We start from the raw sequence: 17,379 nt of genomic DNA on the forward strand, positions 1-17,379 counted from the left end.
GCACAAGCTCTTGTACTGCCAGACTGAGTCTGTCAAACGAGCGGCTCTGGCCCGTAGTCGGTGGTAGCGCTGGGTGTCCGTCAGGGCAGGAGGATGCGATGCCGGAGAAGGTCGAATCCGGCATGTCCATGCATCTGTCTCATGGATCCTCTTGGCGCGGGTGTTGACGCCTTCGGTGCGGCCGTTGTGGCAGGGCAGGGTGAGGCCGGCCAGGGCCTGCCCCCGCTGACAGACGGCCTGCCCGACTTCTTCGTCTTCGTGGAGGACGACACCGACAACGCGGCCGGTCTTAACGCCGACGAGGTGGCCAGGCGGATCCCGCGGAAATTCGGCCTCGACCCGCGCCGCGACGTCCGGGTGCTGGCCCTCATGCACCGCTGCTCCACCGGCCGCCCTACCGCTCTCGCCGCCTTCCGCCTCCTGACCGAGGGTTCACGCGGCCAGATCTGAGTGCGCCTCAGCGGGCGGTCAGGCCGGCGTTGGTGAGGCGTCGCATCAGCGAGGACTTGGCGCGGTGCTGTTCGCGCAGGTCGTGGCGGCGCCGGGCGAACTCCTCGGGGGTGCCCGCCCGTTTGTGGACCTCGCGGAGGTCTTTCAGGAGGGTGACGGCGGTGTCGTAGGGGCCGGGCTGCTTTTGCCCGATCAGGTGGGCGACCAGGACTCCGGTGGGGTGGGCGGTCATCGCTTCGACGGCCTGTGCCTGTACGGCGGTGAGTTCGCCGGTGAACCGGGCACCGATCGGGGCCCGGTCGGGGAAGGTGCCGGTGACTTTCAAGGTGCCGTCGGCGGCGGTGATCAGGCTGGCGGCTTCGTCGCGCAGCCCTCGGGGCGGGGCGATCCACTTCGGGTCGGTGGCGTCGAAGCAGCAGACCAGGCGTGGGGTGTTGAAGGTGGAGAACCGCTGGTTCTGGCGTCGGTAGAACTCGGGGTTGTGGAAAGACGCGGCGTGCTTGAGCGCCGCGATCAGTTGCGGCGGCAGTCCGGTGGTGGAGATGCGGAGCCTCGCTCCTGCCTTGGCCCTGACCGTCTTGGGGGCCTTGCCCAGCGCGCTGCGGCGCGGCCGGGCCGGCAGCACCGGCGTGGTCGGACTGAGGCCGGCCTGTAGCGGGCCCAACGCTTCCACCAACTCCTGTACCTGCCCAGGCGTGAGGCGTTCGGTGCGCGACAGGTAGGCGAACTGGTCCTCGTACGATGTCCAGGTGGCAGGGTCGCAGAAGAGTGTGGTGCTCGCGGTGCGGGAGACCCCGTGCAGCGGCAGCGCGATCAGATTCCCGAACCGGGCCCCGCCCTTGGAGCTTGTGGGAAGGAAGTCCTGTGCGGGGAAGAGCCGGTCGTAACTGGCCAGGGACATCCCGTCGCGGGCGTCGATCGCGCGCCGCAGCAAGGCCATGCCCAGTGCGCGGGCCAGGCCGGCCGGTACCGGCGAGGTGAAGAAGGTCCACACGTGTGCGCCAGTCCCGGAGCGGGAGACCTTCGCCAAGGCGGGGACTCCGGCTTCTGTGCGGCCGCCACGTAGGCGGCGGCGTCGCTTTGCCAGTCCTTGTCGTCGAAGCCGCAGGCCAGCAACTGGGTCGTGTCGTCGGGGAACATCGGGTACAGGCCCACATGCAGCTCGCGTCGTCCCGGCTCGGGCGGACTCAGGTGCCGGAAGATCACCTGGTCGGTGAGCGGGAAGAACACCCGCTCAGCTTCCGACTTGGCCTTGCCCCAGGGGTTCTCTTCGGCCGGGCTCCATCCGGTCCGGCCGTTCTTCGCGCTCACCCACCGGTTCGCGTAAACATCCACGCGGCCGACGAACAGTGCTCGGAACAGGGCGACCTTGGCCTGCGGGTCGGAGGCCGCGTCCGCGTAGGGCAGGCCACTGCCGGACGGCATCTTGGGCAACGTGGGCGGTGCTTGCCTTTCCACCGCCTCGGGCCGCTCGGGCACGGTGTCGGGTGCTGGCATTCCGAGGCGTTCCCGGAGCCGCCGGTTCTCCTCCGTGAGCTCGGCGATCTGCTCGAGTGCGACGTCGAGCCGGATCCGTAACTCGGCGGGGTCGTCCCACCCGGACCAGTCATCCACGGGGCACTGATCCAAAAATCCTGACCGGACCGCAGCCGATCACAACATTTCCGTTCTCGTGTCCTTCGGTCTTCTGGTCCACGTGGGCGCCGGAGGCATCGACCGATGACGGCTCTACGAGGAAAGTTGTCGGGCATGCAGGACCAGCGACGAGTGAGACGCGCCGATCCGCAGGGCCATCCACTTCCAGCACGTGCTGACCGCGATCGCTGTCAACATCGAGCGTCTCAGCACCCAGGAACCAGACGACTCCGCTTACCGGCCTCGACCGCCGACGGCGTTCCAGCAGTACCTCGACGCCCACGAGCTGCCCAGCCCCCGCTGGTGGCGCCAAGGGCAGTGATCAAGGCAAACCAAGATCCCCGACAGAATCGCTCACTGAACTACGGAATCAGGATTGGCGGAGTCTCATTGACGAATGCGAGCCCACCAGCAGGGCGGTGGGGCAACCCAAGTCCCACACGCGACGCCGTGTACCCGCGGGGATTCGCTGACCCTGTCTCTGTGGTCGCCGGGGCAGAACGCCCCGCCAGCCGGTCGTTCCTACCGGCTGACGAGCACGGCCTGTGCCTCGTGAGGATCCGCCGGGGCTCAGCCGCTCTACTGGCGGTAGAGTAGGTTCTATGGGAGACCAGGACACCAGCATCAAGACCACCAAGGACGTGCGCGACCGTCTGAAGACCCTGGCTAGCGAACGCGGCACCACCATGAACGAGCTCCTGGCGGAGCTGGTCACGCGTGAGCTGACCGAGGAAGAGAAGGAACACCGCGCACAGCAGGCACTGGAAGAGGTCCGGCAGGCCACCGGTGTGACTGTCTCCGAAGACGCCCGGGCTCGGGCTCGCACCTTCCTGCAGAACCTCGGACAGGAGCACCACGCCGCGTGATCCGCGTTCTGCTCGACCACACCTGCATCCAGGCGCTCGCCGAAGGCGACGAGTTCCTCAACGGCTTGTACGTCGAAGCCAGTTACGGCTATGCCGAGATAGTGATTCCCGCCCTGTCCGCCGTGGTCGCCGAGCGCGCCAGGCCCGGATCCGGCCGGGATATCCTCAACCGTCGCTTCACCACGGTTGCCGACTTCACACACGCCCATGCCCTGACAGCGGTCGCCTGGCGGCAGGCGGACTGGCGGATCCTCCATTCGGCTTCCTCGGTTGTCGTGGCTGAGCAGACCGGAGTCGACGCAACGCTGCTGTCCCTGGACCCCGAGCTGTACGCCGGGACCGGAGTCAGCCCGCTGAACCCCATGAATCCCTGACAGGCGTTGCTGAAGCGTTGAACACGGTGACGCGCTCGAAGTGGTGGACTGTGCGTTCCCTGCCCCTGGCGCAGGTGCATGGTGTCTGGGCGGGAGCAGAGCAGCGCGGGAAGGGAAACGGTACGGACCTCTGTTCGCGGGGCGGCTGCAGTCGTCTCCGCCCGCCGATCCTCGGGCCGGGCGTGCTGCGGTAGCGGTGGGTGTGAAAGGCGGCGACGGGCTCTCGGTGATTGACCTACCGCGAGGCGCCGGCGGGATCGCGACAAGGCCTACCGGCTACGGCGCCGCACCGGGGGCAGGCGACGTTGCGCACCTCCATCCTGCTGGGGCTGCTGCGCAGATGAGAGGCGTCTGGCTGCAGGGCCTACAGTTCGGCCTGGGCGGCCGCAAGGCCAGCAGTGGTACGCCAGTGAGCCAGGAGCCTGGATACGTCGTGACGGGGACGGGCTGCACAGACGTCGCGGTGCGCGACACGCACGGTATCGGTCGGATCAGCTCGGCCGAGGTTGATGGGGATACCGTTGCCGGTCACGCGCCAGCGAAGACCTACGGGTACCAGGTGAGTAGGGGCTTCACGGATTTCGAGATCGAGCAGGGCGCCGTTCCCCTTCGAGCCCGTGATGAGTGATGGCCTGCGCCTCTTCCCTCAGGCAAGCACCGGCCAGGTGGCGAGCGGGTCTCTCGAGGACGGAGGGAAGTTGGACCACAAAGGGTCGGCCGCATGCGCTAGACTTGATCTTGAGCTGGTCGCCGTAACTCGGGGTGGCTGGTTGTGCGTTGGTGGTCCAAGGAAAGACGTCCCGCTTCCTGCGGGGAAATGCAGGTGCAAGGCCTGCCCGGCGCTCGATGCATGGGGCCCGTCCGTACGCCGGACGGGCCCTGTTCGTTTCCCGGCGTCAGTATTTTGGGCGGTTTCGCTTTCACCGTTCCGGCGTGCGCTGCGCCAACGGGTGTGGCAGTCTGACGGTCAGTGCGGCCCGCCGTTTTCCCCCGAGACGGCGGGCCGTTCGCCTTCTCCGGTACGGGTTCTGCGGGCACGGAACTCTTGGCCTCGACACCGGGGCGTGCCGCGTCAGCGAGCGCGGGTGACCGCAACGGGCGTGTTCGGGCATCCGTTGAGGATGTCGGTGAGCGCGGTCTGCTCGGCGGGGTCGACGGTAAGGCGCCAGCGCGTTTGGATGGCGATCCAGCCGGTGGCGTAGGTGCAGCGGTAGCCAGCTGCCGGGGGCTGCCAGATGGCGGGGTCCTGGTCGGACTTGGACCGGCTGGTGGCGGAGACCGCGATCAGGGCGCGGGTATCTCCGCGGTCGTTGGCGTAGGCCTGGCGCTCGGCGGTGGTCCGGGTGCAGGCTCCGGAGTCCCAGGATCCGGTCAGCGGGACCAGGTGGCCGATGTCGAGGGCGCGGGCCTGGTCGAAGTAGGTGTCGTCGTACGGGGACTGTTGCTCACCCGAGTGGTGGCGGCTCGTCGCGCAGGACTCCGCCCTCGCCGGCCCGACCGCCCGCCGCTTCGAGATCTACGGCGAGCACGCCGACGGCGACATGCCCTCCGCCGGGTGGCACGCGCGCGTGCTGCGCGAGAAGGGGTTCGCGGAGGCACGGCCGGGGTGGTGCTCGCCGTCGGATTCACTGCTGCGCGCGCTCACGTAGCCCACAGGGGCGGAATGTTCGGCGGTACGGGAAATCCGTACCGCCTTTTCCGTGCGCGCCGCGTCCTGCCCGGGTTCCCACCGCACTGGTGAGGGTGAGACGGTCTTCGACCAGGGGACCGGGAGAGGGGGGAAGGATGATGCGGGGCGCGGACGCGGCTCTGCACGCCTTCGTCGAGGGCAGACGCACGGCGCTGTTCCGGAGCGCCTATCTGCTCTGCGGCAACCGTGACGAGGCGGAGGATCTCGTGCAGACGACGCTCGTGAAGGTCGTCCTCGGAGGACGCAGGTACGGGCGGCTGGACAACCTCGAGGCCTATGCCCGGCAGACGCTGATCAACACCTTCATCGCGGGGCGCCGGCGCTTCTGGCGGCGCGAACACGCGTACGGCGAACTGCCGGAGACGGCCGCCGCGCCGGCGGACAACGACACGGGCCTGATGGTACGCGCGGCGCTGGCGAAGCTCGCGCCCAAGCAGCGGGCCGTGCTGGTGCTGCGCTACTGGGAGGACCTCAGCGTCAACGACACCGCGGACCTGCTCGGCATGCGGGTCAGCACGGTGAAGAGCCACACGGCCAGGGGAATCGCGGCGATGCGGGCCGCGGTGCGGGAGGAGCACGTATGAGCACCGACATTGACGAGGCCGAGACCTGGCTGGAGGGGCGCGAGCTTCTCGGACGGGCGCTGGGCGGGGTCTCCGTGCCGACGGCGGATGGTACGGAGGCGGTGTTCGCGAGGGCGGCGCGGGTGCGGCGGCGACGGTGGGGCGCGGCGACGGCGGTCGCGGCGGCCGGGGTCACGGTGGGGGTGGCGGCCGGGCCCGGGTGGCTGACGTACGACGAGGCTGGGCCGAACGTGGGGACGGCCCAGCCCGTTGGCCAGGCCACGCGGGACGCGGCGCGCTTCGCGGAGCTGCTGCCGGACGGCGTGGGCGAGATCCGTGAAGTGGAGCTGCGTCCCGGCGACCTGTTCTGGACGCCGCAGTATGTGCAGGCCGGCGCGAGCGGGCCGTACGCGGGCGACTACGCGGTCAACAAGGAGGGGGGCGTCGGATATCTGAGGGTCGAGGGCGCGTTCAGCAAGACTCGGTCCACGGGCTGGAAGAAACCCTGCACCTGGCGGCCCGACGCCGCGAAGAACTGGAGCACAGCGGAACGCGTCGTGCTGTACGGCGCCGAGAGGAACTGCAGCTTCGAACGGCTGCCGAACGGGAACGTCCTGGAGTTCCGGGAGAGCTGGGACCAGGTCAACGTCCTCGTCGACACGAACAAGATCCAACGGTGGGGCAAGTACCTCAGCGCCACGCTCTACCTGAAGAGCGGCGGCTACCTTCAGGTCGACAGTGCGCTCGGTTTCACGGGCGGTGAGTCATTGGGCAAACCCCTCGACTCCCCGCCACTGGACAAGGAACAGCTGCGCGAACTGGCCCTCGACCCGAAGCTGCTGCCGAAGGACAAGCGGTAGCGCAGGCGTAGGAACAGCACGCAGGGGGCGGTACGAAGATCTCGTACCGCCCCCTGCGCGTGTCCGCTGCCGTCTCTGCCGGTGTCAGAGCACCTTCGACAGGAACGACTGCGTGCGCTCGTGCTGCGGGTTCGTCAGGACGTCGCGCGGGTTGCCGGACTCGACGACCACGCCGCCGTCCATGAAGACCAGGCTGTCGCCCACCTCGCGGGCGAAGCCCATCTCGTGGGTGACGACGACCATCGTCATACCGGACTCGGCCAGGTCCCGCATGACGTCGAGGACGTCACCGACCAGCTCCGGGTCCAGCGCCGAGGTCGGCTCGTCGAACAGCATCAGCTTCGGGTCCATCGCGAGGGCCCGGGCGATGGCGACGCGCTGCTGCTGGCCGCCGGAGAGCTGCGAGGGGTAGTTGCCGGCCTTGTCGGCCAGGCCCACGCGCTCCAGGAGCTGGCCCGCACGCTCACGGGCCTGTGCCTTGCCCACGCCCTTGACCTGGACCGGGGCCTCCATGACGTTCTCCAGCGCCGTCATGTGCGGGAACGTCGGATGGATGGTGTGGGCCGAGATCGGGCTCGCGGGGTCATGAGCTGGAGGAGATGTTCCACAGCCGTACCGTGTCCTTCGCGTCGGCCGTGGCGAGGGTTCCGCCGTCTTCACTGAACACACGAAGTCCGTCAGGGCGTCGGTCACGCCCAGCACCGGGAGGACGGCCGATTCCTTACCTGTGCTCACGTTCCTCAGCACCGCCATCGAGGGGGTGTGCCATGTGCCCGCGGCTAGCGTCTTACTGTCTGGGCCGAACCGGAGTGGACCCACACCGTCGAGGGTCCTGGCAACTTTTCCCGCAGTGAGGTCCCACAGCTGTACGCCGGTGGCGTCCGCGTAGGCGAAGAGCTTGCTGTCGGGGCTGAACACGCCCCCGGGCTAGAGGGCGCTGCGAGTGGTGATGAGCTTGCCGGTGGCCGTGTTCCACAGGCGGACCGGCTGCTTGTCACCGGCCCATGTGGCGATCACCTTGCCGTCGGGGCTCAGGGCCATGTCGTAGACGGAGAGGTCGTCGCCACCGCCGAGGGTCTTGGTGGCTTTCTTCGTGGTCACGTTCCACAGCCGCACCGTGTGGTCCGTGCTCGCGGTGACCAGAGTTCCGTCGGGCGCGAAGGCCATGCTCTCGACGCCGTTGGTGTGGCCGGTGAGGGTGGTGCGGAGTTTGCCGTCGGCGACGTTCCAGACCTGCACCGGCACGTCACGGCCGGACTCCTGGGCGACGATCGTGCTTGCCGTGGCGAGGGTCTTGCCGTCTGGGCTGAACGCCGTGACGACGTTGCCCCCGTTGGCGTGGACGCCGACGGTCTTGCCCGTGGCCACGTTCCGCAGGCGAACCTCGACGCCGTCCGACGTCCCTGTACCGACCTGGCTGGCGACGATCTTCCCGTCCGGGCTGAATCCCCTGAGTCTCTGCTTGCTGAGCGTGGCGGCGGGCTTCGTCATGGCCCCGCTCCACAGCCGTACGGTCTGACCGTCGTCCGTGGCCAGCGTCTTGCCGTCGGAGCTGAACTCGATCTGCGTACCGGCTGCGCTGAGCGTCTTGGCGGGCGTGATCGCGCCGCCCATAGCCGGCTGATCGAGGTCGTTCGAGTCGGAGCTTCCGCCGGTGTTGGCGAGGACCACGGAGACGATAGTGACCGCCACCGCCAGGGCGATCGCACCTGCCATGACGAGCCTGGCCCGGCGGCTGCGGGGGAGGATGAGTGATCTCGCGGGCGCCGAGGCGGGCGTGGGTGCGTTCGATCGGTCCGGGACCTGCGTCGGGGCCGGGGTGGGTGGCTGCGCGGATATCGTGCCTGTTGAGTCGGCACGGAGCGCGGTGCCGGTGTTGCCACCAGTCCGTTTCTCCGTGCCGCTCGCCGAACCCGGCGTACCCGTCTCCGAGTACCGGGCTCTCCACGGACTCTGCCGTTCAGGCGTGGTTGAGGTGTGTCCAGGGGTTGGGGATCGTGTTGCCTCTGTAGCGGTAGCGGGTGACCGCCACCGCCTGGAGGTCGGGGGAAGCCCCCCTGGGCCGGATGAGCTCGACGAGCCTGCGGCGGCCGGCTTTGCGCAGTGCGGCGGGCGAGCCGTAGCGCTCCAGGAGCCAGGTGACGGCCTTGTGGTCGAGGCGGGGGCCCAGAACGCGCTCCAGCGATGGGTGGAACTGGGTGAGCAGGCCGCGTATCCGGTTGGACGTGCGGGTGGCCTCGGCCGCGAGGTCCTGGTCGAAGCCGACGAGGACGGTCAGTTCGGCGGTGATCTCGTCGGTGAGTTCCAGCGAGCGCAGGGTGTGCGGCATGGTGCGGGCCGCATCCGCGATGACCGCGGCGTCCTTCGCATCGGTCTTCGCCTCGCCCGGATACAGGTCGGCGATCCGCCGCATCGCAAGTCCGGGCAGGTAGGCGACCTTGCAGCCCGCGTCCCGGGCGACCGTGAGCGGGAGGGCTCCGATGGATGCGGGCTGGTCCACGATCACCAGGACGGTGCCGAACTTCGCGGCCAGTTTGTCGAACACGGCCCGCAGTTTCGGCTCGCTGTTGGGCAACTGCTTGTCGAAGACCTTCTTCCCGGCCGGGGTCAGCCCGTGGCCGTGATGGTTATGAGTGGGGGCGGGTTGTCCGGGGTCGATCTGGCCCGGGTCGCGCTACGGGCCGTGATGGAGGCGGCGCGCAGGAACGGCAGCGGCCAGAAAGCGAAGCAGGAGCAGAAGCGGAAGTCCCAGCCGGTCCGTACGGTGCGGCGTGGCGGGCGCGAGCCGATGGGGCTCGGTGCCGCGATCGGTGCGCTGGTGACCGAGCGAGCCTGGGAGCTTACGGCCGCCGGCGCCACGCTGCGTCAGCGGTGGGAAGCCATCGCCTCCGTTCGGGGCGGGGTGCACGGGGCGGAGTCTCCCGCACGCCGACTACTGGGGCGGCAGTCCGGTCGACGTGGGCGCTGTTCGCGTCGACGGGGACGGTTGGCCCCTACCGTCAGCACGGGGCGCTGACGCACTCTGGGGGAGTGAGCGCAGCAGGTCCCCTCACCCGGGAGGCGGGCGACCCGTATGAACGCCCAGACCAGGGGTGATGCGGAGGAGACGCGGGTGTTGGTCGTTGAGGACGACCGTGGTATCGCGGAGTCCTTGGTACGCGGTCTTCGGCAGGCCGGTTACGGAGTCGAAGCCGTCCGGACCGGGCGGGCGGCGCTGGCGGCGCCCACACCCGATGTCGTCCTGCTGGATCTGGGGCTGCCGGACATCGACGGCGTCGAGGTGTGCCGGCGGCTGCGTGCCCGGTCGGACGCCGCGATCATCGCGGTGACCGCTCGGGGGGAGGAGGCCGATCGGGTGGTGGCCCTGGACGAGGGCGCCGACGACTACCTGGTCAAGCCCTTCGGGCTGGCCGAGCTGCTGGCGCGGATCCGCGCCGTACTGCGCCGCCGGCGTCCCGCAGAGCCGGAGATCCTGCGGCACGGGCCGCTGGCGCTGGACCTGCGAACCCGGCAGGTCTCGGTCGACGGACGTGCGATGGCGCTGACGCCGAAGGAATTCGGCATTCTGGAGTGCCTGGCCGCGGACCCGGGCCGGGTGGTGACCCGGCAGCAGATCCTGGAACGGGCGTGGGACGCCCACTGGTACGGGCCGACGAAGGTGCTGGACGTGCACGTGGCCGCGCTGCGCCGCAAGCTCGGCATGCCGGGGCTGATCGAGACGGTCTACGGGCAGGGCTTCCGGCTCGGGACGGTCCAGGAGTCGCAGGAGCAGCCGTGACGCGCCGGATCACCTGGACGCTCCTGGTCCTCATGTTCGTGCTGTTGGTGCTGGCGGTGGTACCGCTGGCGGTGTCGCTGACGGCGCGCGAGCGCGTCGCCTACCGTGACAGCCAGCGGGCTGCCACACGGGTGATCGCCGCGGCGGCCGAGGAACACCTCTCCGACAACAAGCCGCCGACCGTCATGCGCCAGGAGCTGGATGCCGCGGCGCGGGCGGGGGACTGCGCCGCTGTGTACGACACTTCCGGGCGCGTGGTGGCCAGTACGTCCTGTACGGCGGCCCGGGGTGAGGAGGCGGAGGAGCTGGTGGAGGACGTGCTGGCCGGGCACGAGCCGGAGCCACCGGAGAACGAGGGATGGCTTGTGGCCGCGGAACCGGCCGGTGAGGTGCGCCGGCCCGCTGGAGCCGTCGTCCTGGCCCGCTCCGCCCGCCCGCTGGACGCCCGTTTCGCGACTATCTGGGGCTGGTCCGCCGCGATCGGCGTCGCCGGGCTGGCCGCGTCCGCGCTGCTGTCTGTGCGCCTGGCCCGCTGGGTCAGCCGTCCGTTGTCGACGCTGGACGCCAGCGCCCGGCGACTGGGCGAGGGCGTCCTCGACGAGCGGGCCGACGTCGGGCCAGGTCCGCCGGAGGTGCGGAGGCTGGCCGCGACCTTCAACACCATGGCGGCCCGCACGGAAGCCCTGGTGCACGGTCACCGGGCGGTGATCGCGGATGTGTCCCATCAGCTGCGCACCCCGCTGACCGCACTGCGGCTGCGCCTCGACGTCCTGGCCGCCGGTGCCGAGGGTGACACCGCTGCGGAGCTGGGCGCCGCGCAGGAGGAGATCGCACGGTTGTCCCGGTTGGTCGACGGGCTGCTGGCGGTCGCGCGTGCCGAGCAGACGACACCGCGTCCGACCCCAGTGGTGGTCGACGAGGTGGTGGCCGAGCGGGTGGCCGCCTGGTCGCCCGTCGCCGAGGAACGCGATATCCGGCTGACCGCCGTTTTCGAAGAGTCGGCATCGACCGTGGCGCTGGGTGCGGGGCATCTGGAGCAGATCCTCGACAACCTGATCGCCAACGCCGTGGATGCTGTGCCCGAAGGCGGAAGCATCGGTCTTGACCGTGGGACGGTGGGGGACACGGTCCGGGTGTTCGTGCGGGACGACGGTCCCGGGATGACGGAGGAAGCAAAGGCGGTCGCCTTCCGCCGGTTCGGTAACCCCAAGGCCCGGGGTGCGGGCCTTGGGCTGGCCATCGTGCACCGGCTGGTCACCGTCAACGGCGGTACGGCACGGCTGCAGGACACGCCCGGTGGCGGCTTGACCGTCGTACTGGATCTGCCCCTGTGGCAGGAGGGCGGGCCCGATCGGGGCGAGGCGTCGAGATCTTTACCGGTTCTGAAGGAGATGTGAGCGAGTTCCAGGGTGCCGTGAGTACAGCCTGGATGTGCACGCAGCCGATCCGGGCCGCCGATCTCCAGGAGCGCTGCCATGGCCCCTTCGCCCGACGACTTCCCGCCGATACCCGCTGCCGCTCTTTCCTCACACTCACGTGACCGCGGTCTGCGCCGCAGCCGCCGCACCACGCTGTGGATCGCGGTCACGGCCGCGGCCGGCACGGCGGCTCTGGGGGGCGTCTACACACATCTGCTGCCGGACGGTTCGGCCCCTCCCGCGCCGGTGAACGCACCGGTCCACGAGCCCGTGGCGTCGACTGCCGCCACGGTGGAGAAGGACGACGAGGGACGCGAGGATCCGCACGGTCACGAGGACGACGATGACGACGAGGAGGATGACGACGAGCAGGGCGCGGCTGCCGTTACGCAGCCGGCTCCGCAGCCCCCGGCCCAGCCGCCCGCCGCGACCCAGCAGCAGCCGCAGACCACGACGGGGGCGTCATGACCACGCACACCCCGGCCGTCTCTCCCTCTCAGGTTGTCTTCCCGGCCCTCGGCACGACGGCCGCCCTGTTGGTCACGGACCCGGCCGCCCTGCCCGCCGCAGAAGCGGTGCTGCGCGCCGAGCTGGCTGCCGTCGACACCGCCTGCAGCCGATTCCGGCCCGACTCCGAGCTCACGCGTGTGAATGCGCGCGCGGGTGCCGGGACGACGGTCAGCGAGTACTTCGCCGAAGCTCTGCAGGCCGCCTTGCATGCCGCCCGTCTCACCGGCGGCGCCGTGGACCCGACCGTGGGCAGCGCGGTGATCGCGCTCGGCTACGACCGCACTTTTACCTCCCTCTCGCCCGAGGACGCCCGACCCGTGCCCGTGGCCCGACCGGCGCCCGGCTGGCGGAGGATCGCCTTTGACCTGCGCACTCGCCGACTGCGCCTGCCCCCGGGCACCCGCCTCGACCTGGGAGCCACAGCCAAGGCCCTGGCCGCCGACCGGGCCGCCCGGCAGGTCGCCGCGGTGACCGGCTACGGAGTCCTGGTCAGCCTCGGCGGCGACCTGGCGACCGCCGGGCCGGCACCCGAGGGCGGCTGGCGGGTCGCCCTCGCCGACGACCACGCACGGCCCGCCCCGGAAGACGGTCCCGCTGTGGCGGTGACCAGCGGGGCGCTGGCGACCTCGGGCATCCGGGTGCGCACCTGGCGGCGCGGCGGACGGGTCCTGCACCACATAGTCGACCCGATCACCGGCGAACCCGCCGCACCCGTGTGGTGCACGGTCACCGTCGCGGCCGCCACCTGCGTGGACGCCAATGCCGTCAGCACGGCGTCGATCGTGCTCGGCGACCGGGCTCTGGACTGGCTGCGAGGCACCGCCCTGCCCGCCCGGCTGACCTGCCTCGACGGCACCGTCGTACGCGTGGGCGGCTGGCCGCCCGACGGCCACGCTCCAGCCCCCGCAGGCTCCCGGGGTACGGCCCCCGGAGGCCCGCGATGACGACACTCGCCCTGACCGGCAGCCCCCTGTGGTACGCCAGCCGCACGGGCGGCACACTCGCCCTGATCCTGCTCACCGTCACCGTGGTGCTCGGCATCGCCTCCGGCGGACGCACCGCGCCGCGGCGGATCGGCAGGTTCGAGGTCGGGCTGCTGCACCGCAACCTGTCCCTGCTCACCCTGGTGTTCCTCGCGGTCCACGTGGTGACCACGGTGCTCGATCCGTTCGTGCACCTGAGCTGGGCGGTGACGGTGGTGCCGTTGTCGGCGTCCTACCGGCCGCTCTGGCTCGGACTGGGCACAGTCGCGCTTGACCTGCTGCTCGCGGTGCTGGTCACCAGCGGGCTACGGCGCCGGCTCGGGGTGCGCCGCTGGAAGGCCGTGCATTGGCTGGCCTACGCCGCCTGGCCGCTCGCTGTCTTCCACAGCGCCGGGACCGGTACCGACACCCGGCTTTCCCTCCAGCTGTGGCTGTATGCCGCCTGCCTGGTGTCGTTGGTCGGTGCCGTGTGGTGGCGAGTGGCGAAGGCCGGTCGGGGGCGGGTCATCGGACGCCTGGTGGCCGCCCTGGGCGCGACCACCGTGCCGGTGGTGCTAGCCATGTTCCTTGCCACAGGGCCGCTGCAGCCGGGCTGGGCCCAGCGTGCCGCCACGACGGTGATCCTGCACGGGGGCGGACGATGAACTCCTGGACTGCGGCGCCCTCCGCACCCCTCGAACACACGGCCGGGCCGGGCGACTCCGCCGCCCGACTGCTGGCCGGATGGCACGCCACCGGGCGACCGGCCGACCTCACCGATCACCTCCGGCGCCACGGGCAACCTCCTGCCGCCACGGCTCTCGGCAGCCGGATGTCGATACCGCTGGGGGAGGCCGTCGAGGCTGCCGGGCTCACCGGGCGCGGCGGCGCCGGGTTCCCCACCGCGCGCAAGCTGCGAGCTGTGGCGGAACGTGGTGGCCGGGCCGTGGTCGTCGTCAATGCCATGGAGAGCGAACCGGCCAGCCGCAAGGACCAGTTCCTGCTCGCCGTCGCACCCCACCTCGTCCTCGACGGTGCCGTCCTGGCCGCGACCGCGGTCGGAGCCGACACCATCCACATATGTCTGCCCCGTACCCGCACCGCCCAGTACCGGCAGTTGAGCGAGGCCCTGGCCGAACGACGGCGCGCCCGCCTGGACCCGGTGCGGCTGCGCCTGCACGCCCTTCCGCACGCCTACGTCTCCAGCGAGTCGACCTCGCTGGTGCGCTGGCTCAACGGCGGCCCGGCCCGCCCCCAGGGGAGCCCGCCACGCGCCCACGAACGCGGCGTCGCCCGCTGCCCCACCCTCATCCACAACGCTGAGACCCTCGCCCACCTGGCGCTGGTCGCCCGCCATGGCCCCGACTGGTTTCGGCGCACGGGAACCCCGGACGAGCCCGGCACCACACTCGTCACCGTCTCCGGTGCCGTCACCACCCCCGGCGTCCAGGAAGTCGCGCTCGGCACCCCCCTCGCCACGATCCTCGGCCGCGCCGGAGGGCCCACCGAAGCTCTGGGGGCGGTCCTGCTCGGCGGCTTCGCCGGCAGCTGGCTCCCCACGGAACACCTTCACACCCCCCTCAGCCGGCGCGACCTGGCCCCCCTGGGCGCCGCACCCGGGGCGGGCGTGCTGGTCGCCCTTGCCCACTCGGCCTGCGGGTTGATCGAGACAGCGCGCATCCTCGCCTACCTCGCCGCCCACAGCGCTCGCCAGTGCGGCCCCTGCCACTTCGGACTGCCCGCCGCCGCCGACGACTTCACCGCGCTGGCCGCCGGACACGCCGATGCCGACCTGCTGCCCCGGCTGCACCGCAGGACCGGCCTGCTGGCGGACCGGGGCGCCTGCCGCCACCCCGACGGCGCCGCCCATCTCGCCGCTTCCGCCCTGAGCGCCTTCGCCGACGACGTCGACCACCACCTCACCCACGGCCCCTGTGCCGCCGTCGGCCACCGGTCACCTTTCATCCCCGTGCCGCCCGCCATACCCCCGGAGACCTGGCGATGACCCCCGCCAAGACCCTGCGCGTCGACCGCATCGCTTGCACCGGGCAGGGCCTGTGCGGCGAACTGCTCCCCGAACTGATCGACCTCGACGAATGGGGCTATCCCGTCATCAAAGGCAGGGATGTCCCCGACCACTTGCACACCCACACCCGCCGGGCCGTCGCAGCTTGCCCCCGCCTGGCCCTCCACCTCGACGCCGACCGGACATGACGAGCACGAGCCAACACCGGCCGTCCGGGCCCGAAGCGGAGCCGGGCGGTCTCTGCCGCCGGGGCCGGCTGCCACGACGGAATGGTGAGGAACAGCCAGCCCGTGGATCAGTCACCCGCGCTGCCCACAGCCTCCCGGGACGACCGGCACGCTAAAACAGCACTTGCAGTGGCTCCGATCCCAGCCGCTGCCGAGCCCGAAACAGCGACGACTTCGCAGGGATGCGCCACTCGCCCAACAACCCCTGGCTCCGCAGGCCTTCGACGAGATGCCGCATCACCTCCAGATACGGTGTCAACGGTGCCGGCGAGAACAGGGCAAGGGCGAGCACGAAATACACCACCAGCCGGGCCGGCAGCAGACGTCTGCGATGCTCCGCACGACCACAGGCAGCCACCACACGATCCACCAGCCCAGGCCGATACACCCACGTCAGCAGCCCCAGCCCCGATAACTCGCCGGCATCCGCAGACACCCGCACCACCCCCGGGAAGCACTACGCAGCAGCGTACGCCTGCAGACTAAAACAACGGCATGACTCTGCTGGTGATGTTGTCCTCACGTCTGTCCCCGCGCACCGTTCCCAGGGAGGCTGAACGTTGAACTCAGACGTCATCCGCTTATCGATCACGGGGACGTGGAGATCGACCGGCAGCACACCGACACGCACGGCGCCTCCATCGTCGAGTTCGCCTTCGCCCACATGCTCGGCTTCAACCTGCTCCCCAGGCTGAAGAACGTCGCCTCGGCGCGGCTGTACCGGTCGGCGGCCGGAGAGGACGAGAAGTGGCCGCACCTGGCGCCGGTGCTGTCGACCAAGACGATCGACTGGGACCTGATCCGCCAGCAGTACGAGCAGATCGTGAAGTACACCACTGCCCTGCGCTTGGGCACTGCCGAGGCTGAGCAGGTCCTGCGTCGCTTCACCCCGCGGCGGGCCCAAGCACCCCACTTATCGCGCGATTGAGGAACTCGGGCGGGCAGTGCGTACGGCTTTCATCTGCGACTACCTCGCCGACGCCGACCTGCGGCGCGAGATCAACGACGGGCTCCAGGTCGTGGAGAACTGGAACTCCGCCAACCACGACCTGTTCTACGGCAAGGACGGCGACCTGACCGGCTCCGACAAGGAGTCCCAGGGGGTGTCCATGCTCGCTCCGCACCTGTTCCAGTTCGCTCTGGTGCACGTCAACACCCTGCTCCTCCAGGACATCCTGAGCGAGGAGAAGTGGCAGAAGCGGCTCACCGACGCCGACCGGCGGGCCCTGTCCCCACTGTTCTGGACCCACGTGAACCCCTATCTGGACGAATCCCGTGCGCGGGTGCGGCTCAACTTCAAGTGCACCCTGATCAGACTGGCTCGGACTCCTGCCGCCTCCAGGTCACCGAGGTCGAGCATCGGGCCCGCAGGATCGGGAGCCGACCGGGCCGCTCTCCCCGGCGGAGCGCGGTGGTGCCGTCCCGTGGTCACCGACGTGACTGGTCCTCGCCGTGGCGCTGATCGTCGAGGCGGACAGTCAGGTCGGGCCAGTGTTCGGACCACCGAGCCGGATCGCCCGCGGTCAACGACCACCGCGAACGCAGGGTTTCGTCCGGCAGGAAGCGGACGCAGGTCCCTGTGGTCTCGTCGGCTTCGACGGGCTGCAGATCGGTCACCGGGACGCCGTGCTCATAGCGCTGGCTCCAGGATCCGTTGAGGCGGCGGTTGGTATGAATCAGCCACTCGCTGAGCGCTGCGACGACGGACATGCCGCGACGTGGATGTCCGTCCGGAAGCCGCTCCGCCTCCGGGAGGTCGAAGAACCGCAGATCCTTCGTGGCCATGACCGGCTTCTTCACCACCTGGCCGTGCTCGTCGACCCGAGTGTCGGTTCCCCGGCCGTCATCCTTCACCGACACCGAGCCGTCGGTGTGCAGTTTGACCACACACAGTCCGCCGCCCCGGCTCGCTGCCTCGTCAGCGGCGTAAGTAGCTGTTGTCTTTTCGGACTTGAGGACTGCGATTCCGCTGGTCGGGCATAGGGTCGGCGATTCCGTGGGAGTTGTGGCCTGTCGTGCT

At 70.2% G+C, this 17,379-nt stretch carries 20 protein-coding genes and 5 pseudogenes; 16 read left to right on the top strand and 9 right to left on the bottom strand.

From position 1 onward, the window contains the following. Positions 1–141 precede the first annotated feature (141 nt). Entirely contained in the window at positions 142–450 is a 309-nt protein-coding gene (locus tag OG595_RS44385; RefSeq protein ID WP_329283669.1) for a hypothetical protein, read from the top strand. Between the two features lie 7 nt (positions 451–457). On the opposite strand, the pseudogene OG595_RS44390 reads toward OG595_RS44385, so the two are convergent. Then, positions 458–1,947, bottom strand: a pseudogene (locus tag OG595_RS44390) (TOTE conflict system archaeo-eukaryotic primase domain-containing protein). A gap of 310 nt (positions 1,948–2,257) precedes the next feature. Between OG595_RS44390 and OG595_RS44395 the strand changes: the two are divergent. The 3 genes from OG595_RS44395 (at position 2,258) to OG595_RS44405 (ending at position 3,325) form a co-directional block, all read left to right on the top strand. Next, complete coding sequence (locus OG595_RS44395; protein ID WP_329282464.1) at positions 2,258–2,407, top strand: hypothetical protein; 150 nt, start codon at positions 2,258–2,260, stop codon at positions 2,405–2,407. A gap of 280 nt (positions 2,408–2,687) precedes the next feature. Continuing rightward, positions 2,688–2,951 carry a hypothetical protein gene (locus OG595_RS44400; RefSeq protein ID WP_329282465.1) on the top strand — a complete coding sequence of 88 codons (264 nt, stop codon included), beginning with the start codon at positions 2,688–2,690 and terminating at the stop codon, positions 2,949–2,951. Continuing rightward, complete coding sequence (locus OG595_RS44405; protein ID WP_329282467.1) at positions 2,948–3,325, top strand: PIN domain-containing protein; 378 nt, start codon at positions 2,948–2,950, stop codon at positions 3,323–3,325. The genes OG595_RS44400 and OG595_RS44405 overlap by 4 nt, the downstream gene beginning before the upstream one ends. Before the next feature lie 235 nt (positions 3,326–3,560). On the opposite strand, the gene OG595_RS45565 is transcribed toward OG595_RS44405, so the two are convergent. From OG595_RS45565 to OG595_RS44410, 3 genes are all read right to left on the bottom strand, one after another. Further along, a complete protein-coding gene (locus tag OG595_RS45565) occupies positions 3,561–3,686 on the bottom strand; it encodes a zinc finger domain-containing protein (RefSeq protein ID WP_443073392.1) in 126 nt (41 codons plus the stop codon). 3 nt (positions 3,687–3,689) lie between these two features. Next, positions 3,690–3,947 carry a DUF6083 domain-containing protein gene (locus tag OG595_RS45570; RefSeq protein WP_443073393.1) on the bottom strand — a complete coding sequence of 86 codons (258 nt, stop codon included), beginning with the start codon at positions 3,945–3,947 and terminating at the stop codon, positions 3,690–3,692. A 450-nt stretch (positions 3,948–4,397) separates the two neighbouring features. Beyond that, complete coding sequence (locus OG595_RS44410; protein ID WP_329283632.1) at positions 4,398–4,841, bottom strand: GmrSD restriction endonuclease domain-containing protein; 444 nt, start codon at positions 4,839–4,841, stop codon at positions 4,398–4,400. Here OG595_RS44410 and OG595_RS44415 point away from each other — a divergent pair. The 3 genes and pseudogenes from OG595_RS44415 to OG595_RS44425 form a co-directional block, all read left to right on the top strand. Then, positions 4,777–4,974: pseudogene (locus OG595_RS44415) on the top strand (SAM-dependent methyltransferase); the annotation flags it as partial. The gene OG595_RS44410 and the pseudogene OG595_RS44415 overlap by 65 nt on opposite strands. 136 nt (positions 4,975–5,110) lie before the next feature. Further along, complete coding sequence (locus OG595_RS44420; RefSeq protein ID WP_329282470.1) at positions 5,111–5,599, top strand: SigE family RNA polymerase sigma factor; 489 nt, start codon at positions 5,111–5,113, stop codon at positions 5,597–5,599. Further along, a complete protein-coding gene (locus tag OG595_RS44425) occupies positions 5,596–6,438 on the top strand; it encodes a hypothetical protein (protein WP_329282472.1) in 843 nt (280 codons plus the stop codon). The genes OG595_RS44420 and OG595_RS44425 overlap by 4 nt, the downstream gene beginning before the upstream one ends. Positions 6,439–6,522: 84 nt before the next feature. Here OG595_RS44425 and OG595_RS44430 read toward each other — a convergent pair. From OG595_RS44430 to OG595_RS44440, 3 genes and pseudogenes are all read right to left on the bottom strand, one after another. After that, positions 6,523–6,981, bottom strand: a pseudogene (locus tag OG595_RS44430) (amino acid ABC transporter ATP-binding protein); the annotation flags it as partial. 384 nt (positions 6,982–7,365) lie between these two features. Then, positions 7,366–8,154, bottom strand: a complete 789-nt coding sequence (locus OG595_RS44435) for a WD40 repeat domain-containing protein (RefSeq protein ID WP_329282474.1) — start codon at positions 8,152–8,154, stop codon at positions 7,366–7,368. Between the two features lie 340 nt (positions 8,155–8,494). Further along, positions 8,495–9,097 (bottom strand): annotated as a pseudogene (locus tag OG595_RS44440) (IS110 family transposase); the annotation flags it as partial. A 414-nt stretch (positions 9,098–9,511) separates the two neighbouring features. Between OG595_RS44440 and OG595_RS44445 the strand changes: the two are divergent. The 7 genes from OG595_RS44445 (at position 9,512) to OG595_RS44475 (ending at position 15,320) form a co-directional block, all read left to right on the top strand. Next, positions 9,512–10,216, top strand: a complete 705-nt coding sequence (locus tag OG595_RS44445; protein ID WP_443073313.1) for a response regulator transcription factor — start codon at positions 9,512–9,514, stop codon at positions 10,214–10,216. Continuing rightward, entirely contained in the window at positions 10,213–11,613 is a 1,401-nt protein-coding gene (locus OG595_RS44450) for a sensor histidine kinase (protein ID WP_329282478.1), read from the top strand. The genes OG595_RS44445 and OG595_RS44450 overlap by 4 nt, the downstream gene beginning before the upstream one ends. 78 nt (positions 11,614–11,691) lie before the next feature. Then, positions 11,692–12,102: a hypothetical protein gene (locus OG595_RS44455; RefSeq protein ID WP_329282480.1), complete on the top strand. Its 411-nt coding sequence runs from the start codon at positions 11,692–11,694 to the stop codon at positions 12,100–12,102. Further along, the gene (locus tag OG595_RS44460; RefSeq protein WP_329282482.1) at positions 12,099–13,088 is read left to right on the top strand and encodes an FAD:protein FMN transferase; all 990 of its coding nucleotides are present in this window, start codon (positions 12,099–12,101) and stop codon (positions 13,086–13,088) included. The genes OG595_RS44455 and OG595_RS44460 overlap by 4 nt, the downstream gene beginning before the upstream one ends. Next, positions 13,085–13,771, top strand: a complete 687-nt coding sequence (locus tag OG595_RS44465; RefSeq protein WP_329282484.1) for a ferric reductase-like transmembrane domain-containing protein — start codon at positions 13,085–13,087, stop codon at positions 13,769–13,771. The genes OG595_RS44460 and OG595_RS44465 overlap by 4 nt, the downstream gene beginning before the upstream one ends. Next, the gene (locus OG595_RS44470) at positions 13,768–15,111 is read left to right on the top strand and encodes an NADH-ubiquinone oxidoreductase-F iron-sulfur binding region domain-containing protein (RefSeq protein WP_329282486.1); all 1,344 of its coding nucleotides are present in this window, start codon (positions 13,768–13,770) and stop codon (positions 15,109–15,111) included. The genes OG595_RS44465 and OG595_RS44470 overlap by 4 nt, the downstream gene beginning before the upstream one ends. Further along, complete coding sequence (locus OG595_RS44475) at positions 15,108–15,320, top strand: ferredoxin (RefSeq protein WP_329282489.1); 213 nt, start codon at positions 15,108–15,110, stop codon at positions 15,318–15,320. The genes OG595_RS44470 and OG595_RS44475 overlap by 4 nt, the downstream gene beginning before the upstream one ends. Positions 15,321–15,471: 151 nt before the next feature. On the opposite strand, the gene OG595_RS44480 is transcribed toward OG595_RS44475, so the two are convergent. Further along, entirely contained in the window at positions 15,472–15,795 is a 324-nt protein-coding gene (locus tag OG595_RS44480) for a transposase domain-containing protein (protein WP_329282491.1), read from the bottom strand. A gap of 162 nt (positions 15,796–15,957) precedes the next feature. On the opposite strand from OG595_RS44480, the gene OG595_RS44485 reads away from it, so the two are divergent. Next, a complete protein-coding gene (locus tag OG595_RS44485) occupies positions 15,958–16,287 on the top strand; it encodes a Tn3 family transposase (RefSeq protein ID WP_329282494.1) in 330 nt (109 codons plus the stop codon). A gap of 16 nt (positions 16,288–16,303) precedes the next feature. Continuing rightward, a pseudogene (locus OG595_RS44490) lies at positions 16,304–16,561 on the top strand (Tn3 family transposase); the annotation flags it as partial. A 226-nt stretch (positions 16,562–16,787) separates the two neighbouring features. Here the strand turns inward: OG595_RS44490 and OG595_RS44495 are convergent. Then, positions 16,788–17,159, bottom strand: a complete 372-nt coding sequence (locus tag OG595_RS44495; RefSeq protein WP_329283671.1) for a hypothetical protein — start codon at positions 17,157–17,159, stop codon at positions 16,788–16,790. Positions 17,160–17,379: the final 220 nt, after the last annotated feature.

The sequence above is a fragment of the Streptomyces sp. NBC_01451 genome (genome assembly GCF_036227485.1).
Taxonomy (GTDB): Bacteria; Actinomycetota; Actinomycetes; order Streptomycetales; family Streptomycetaceae; genus Streptomyces.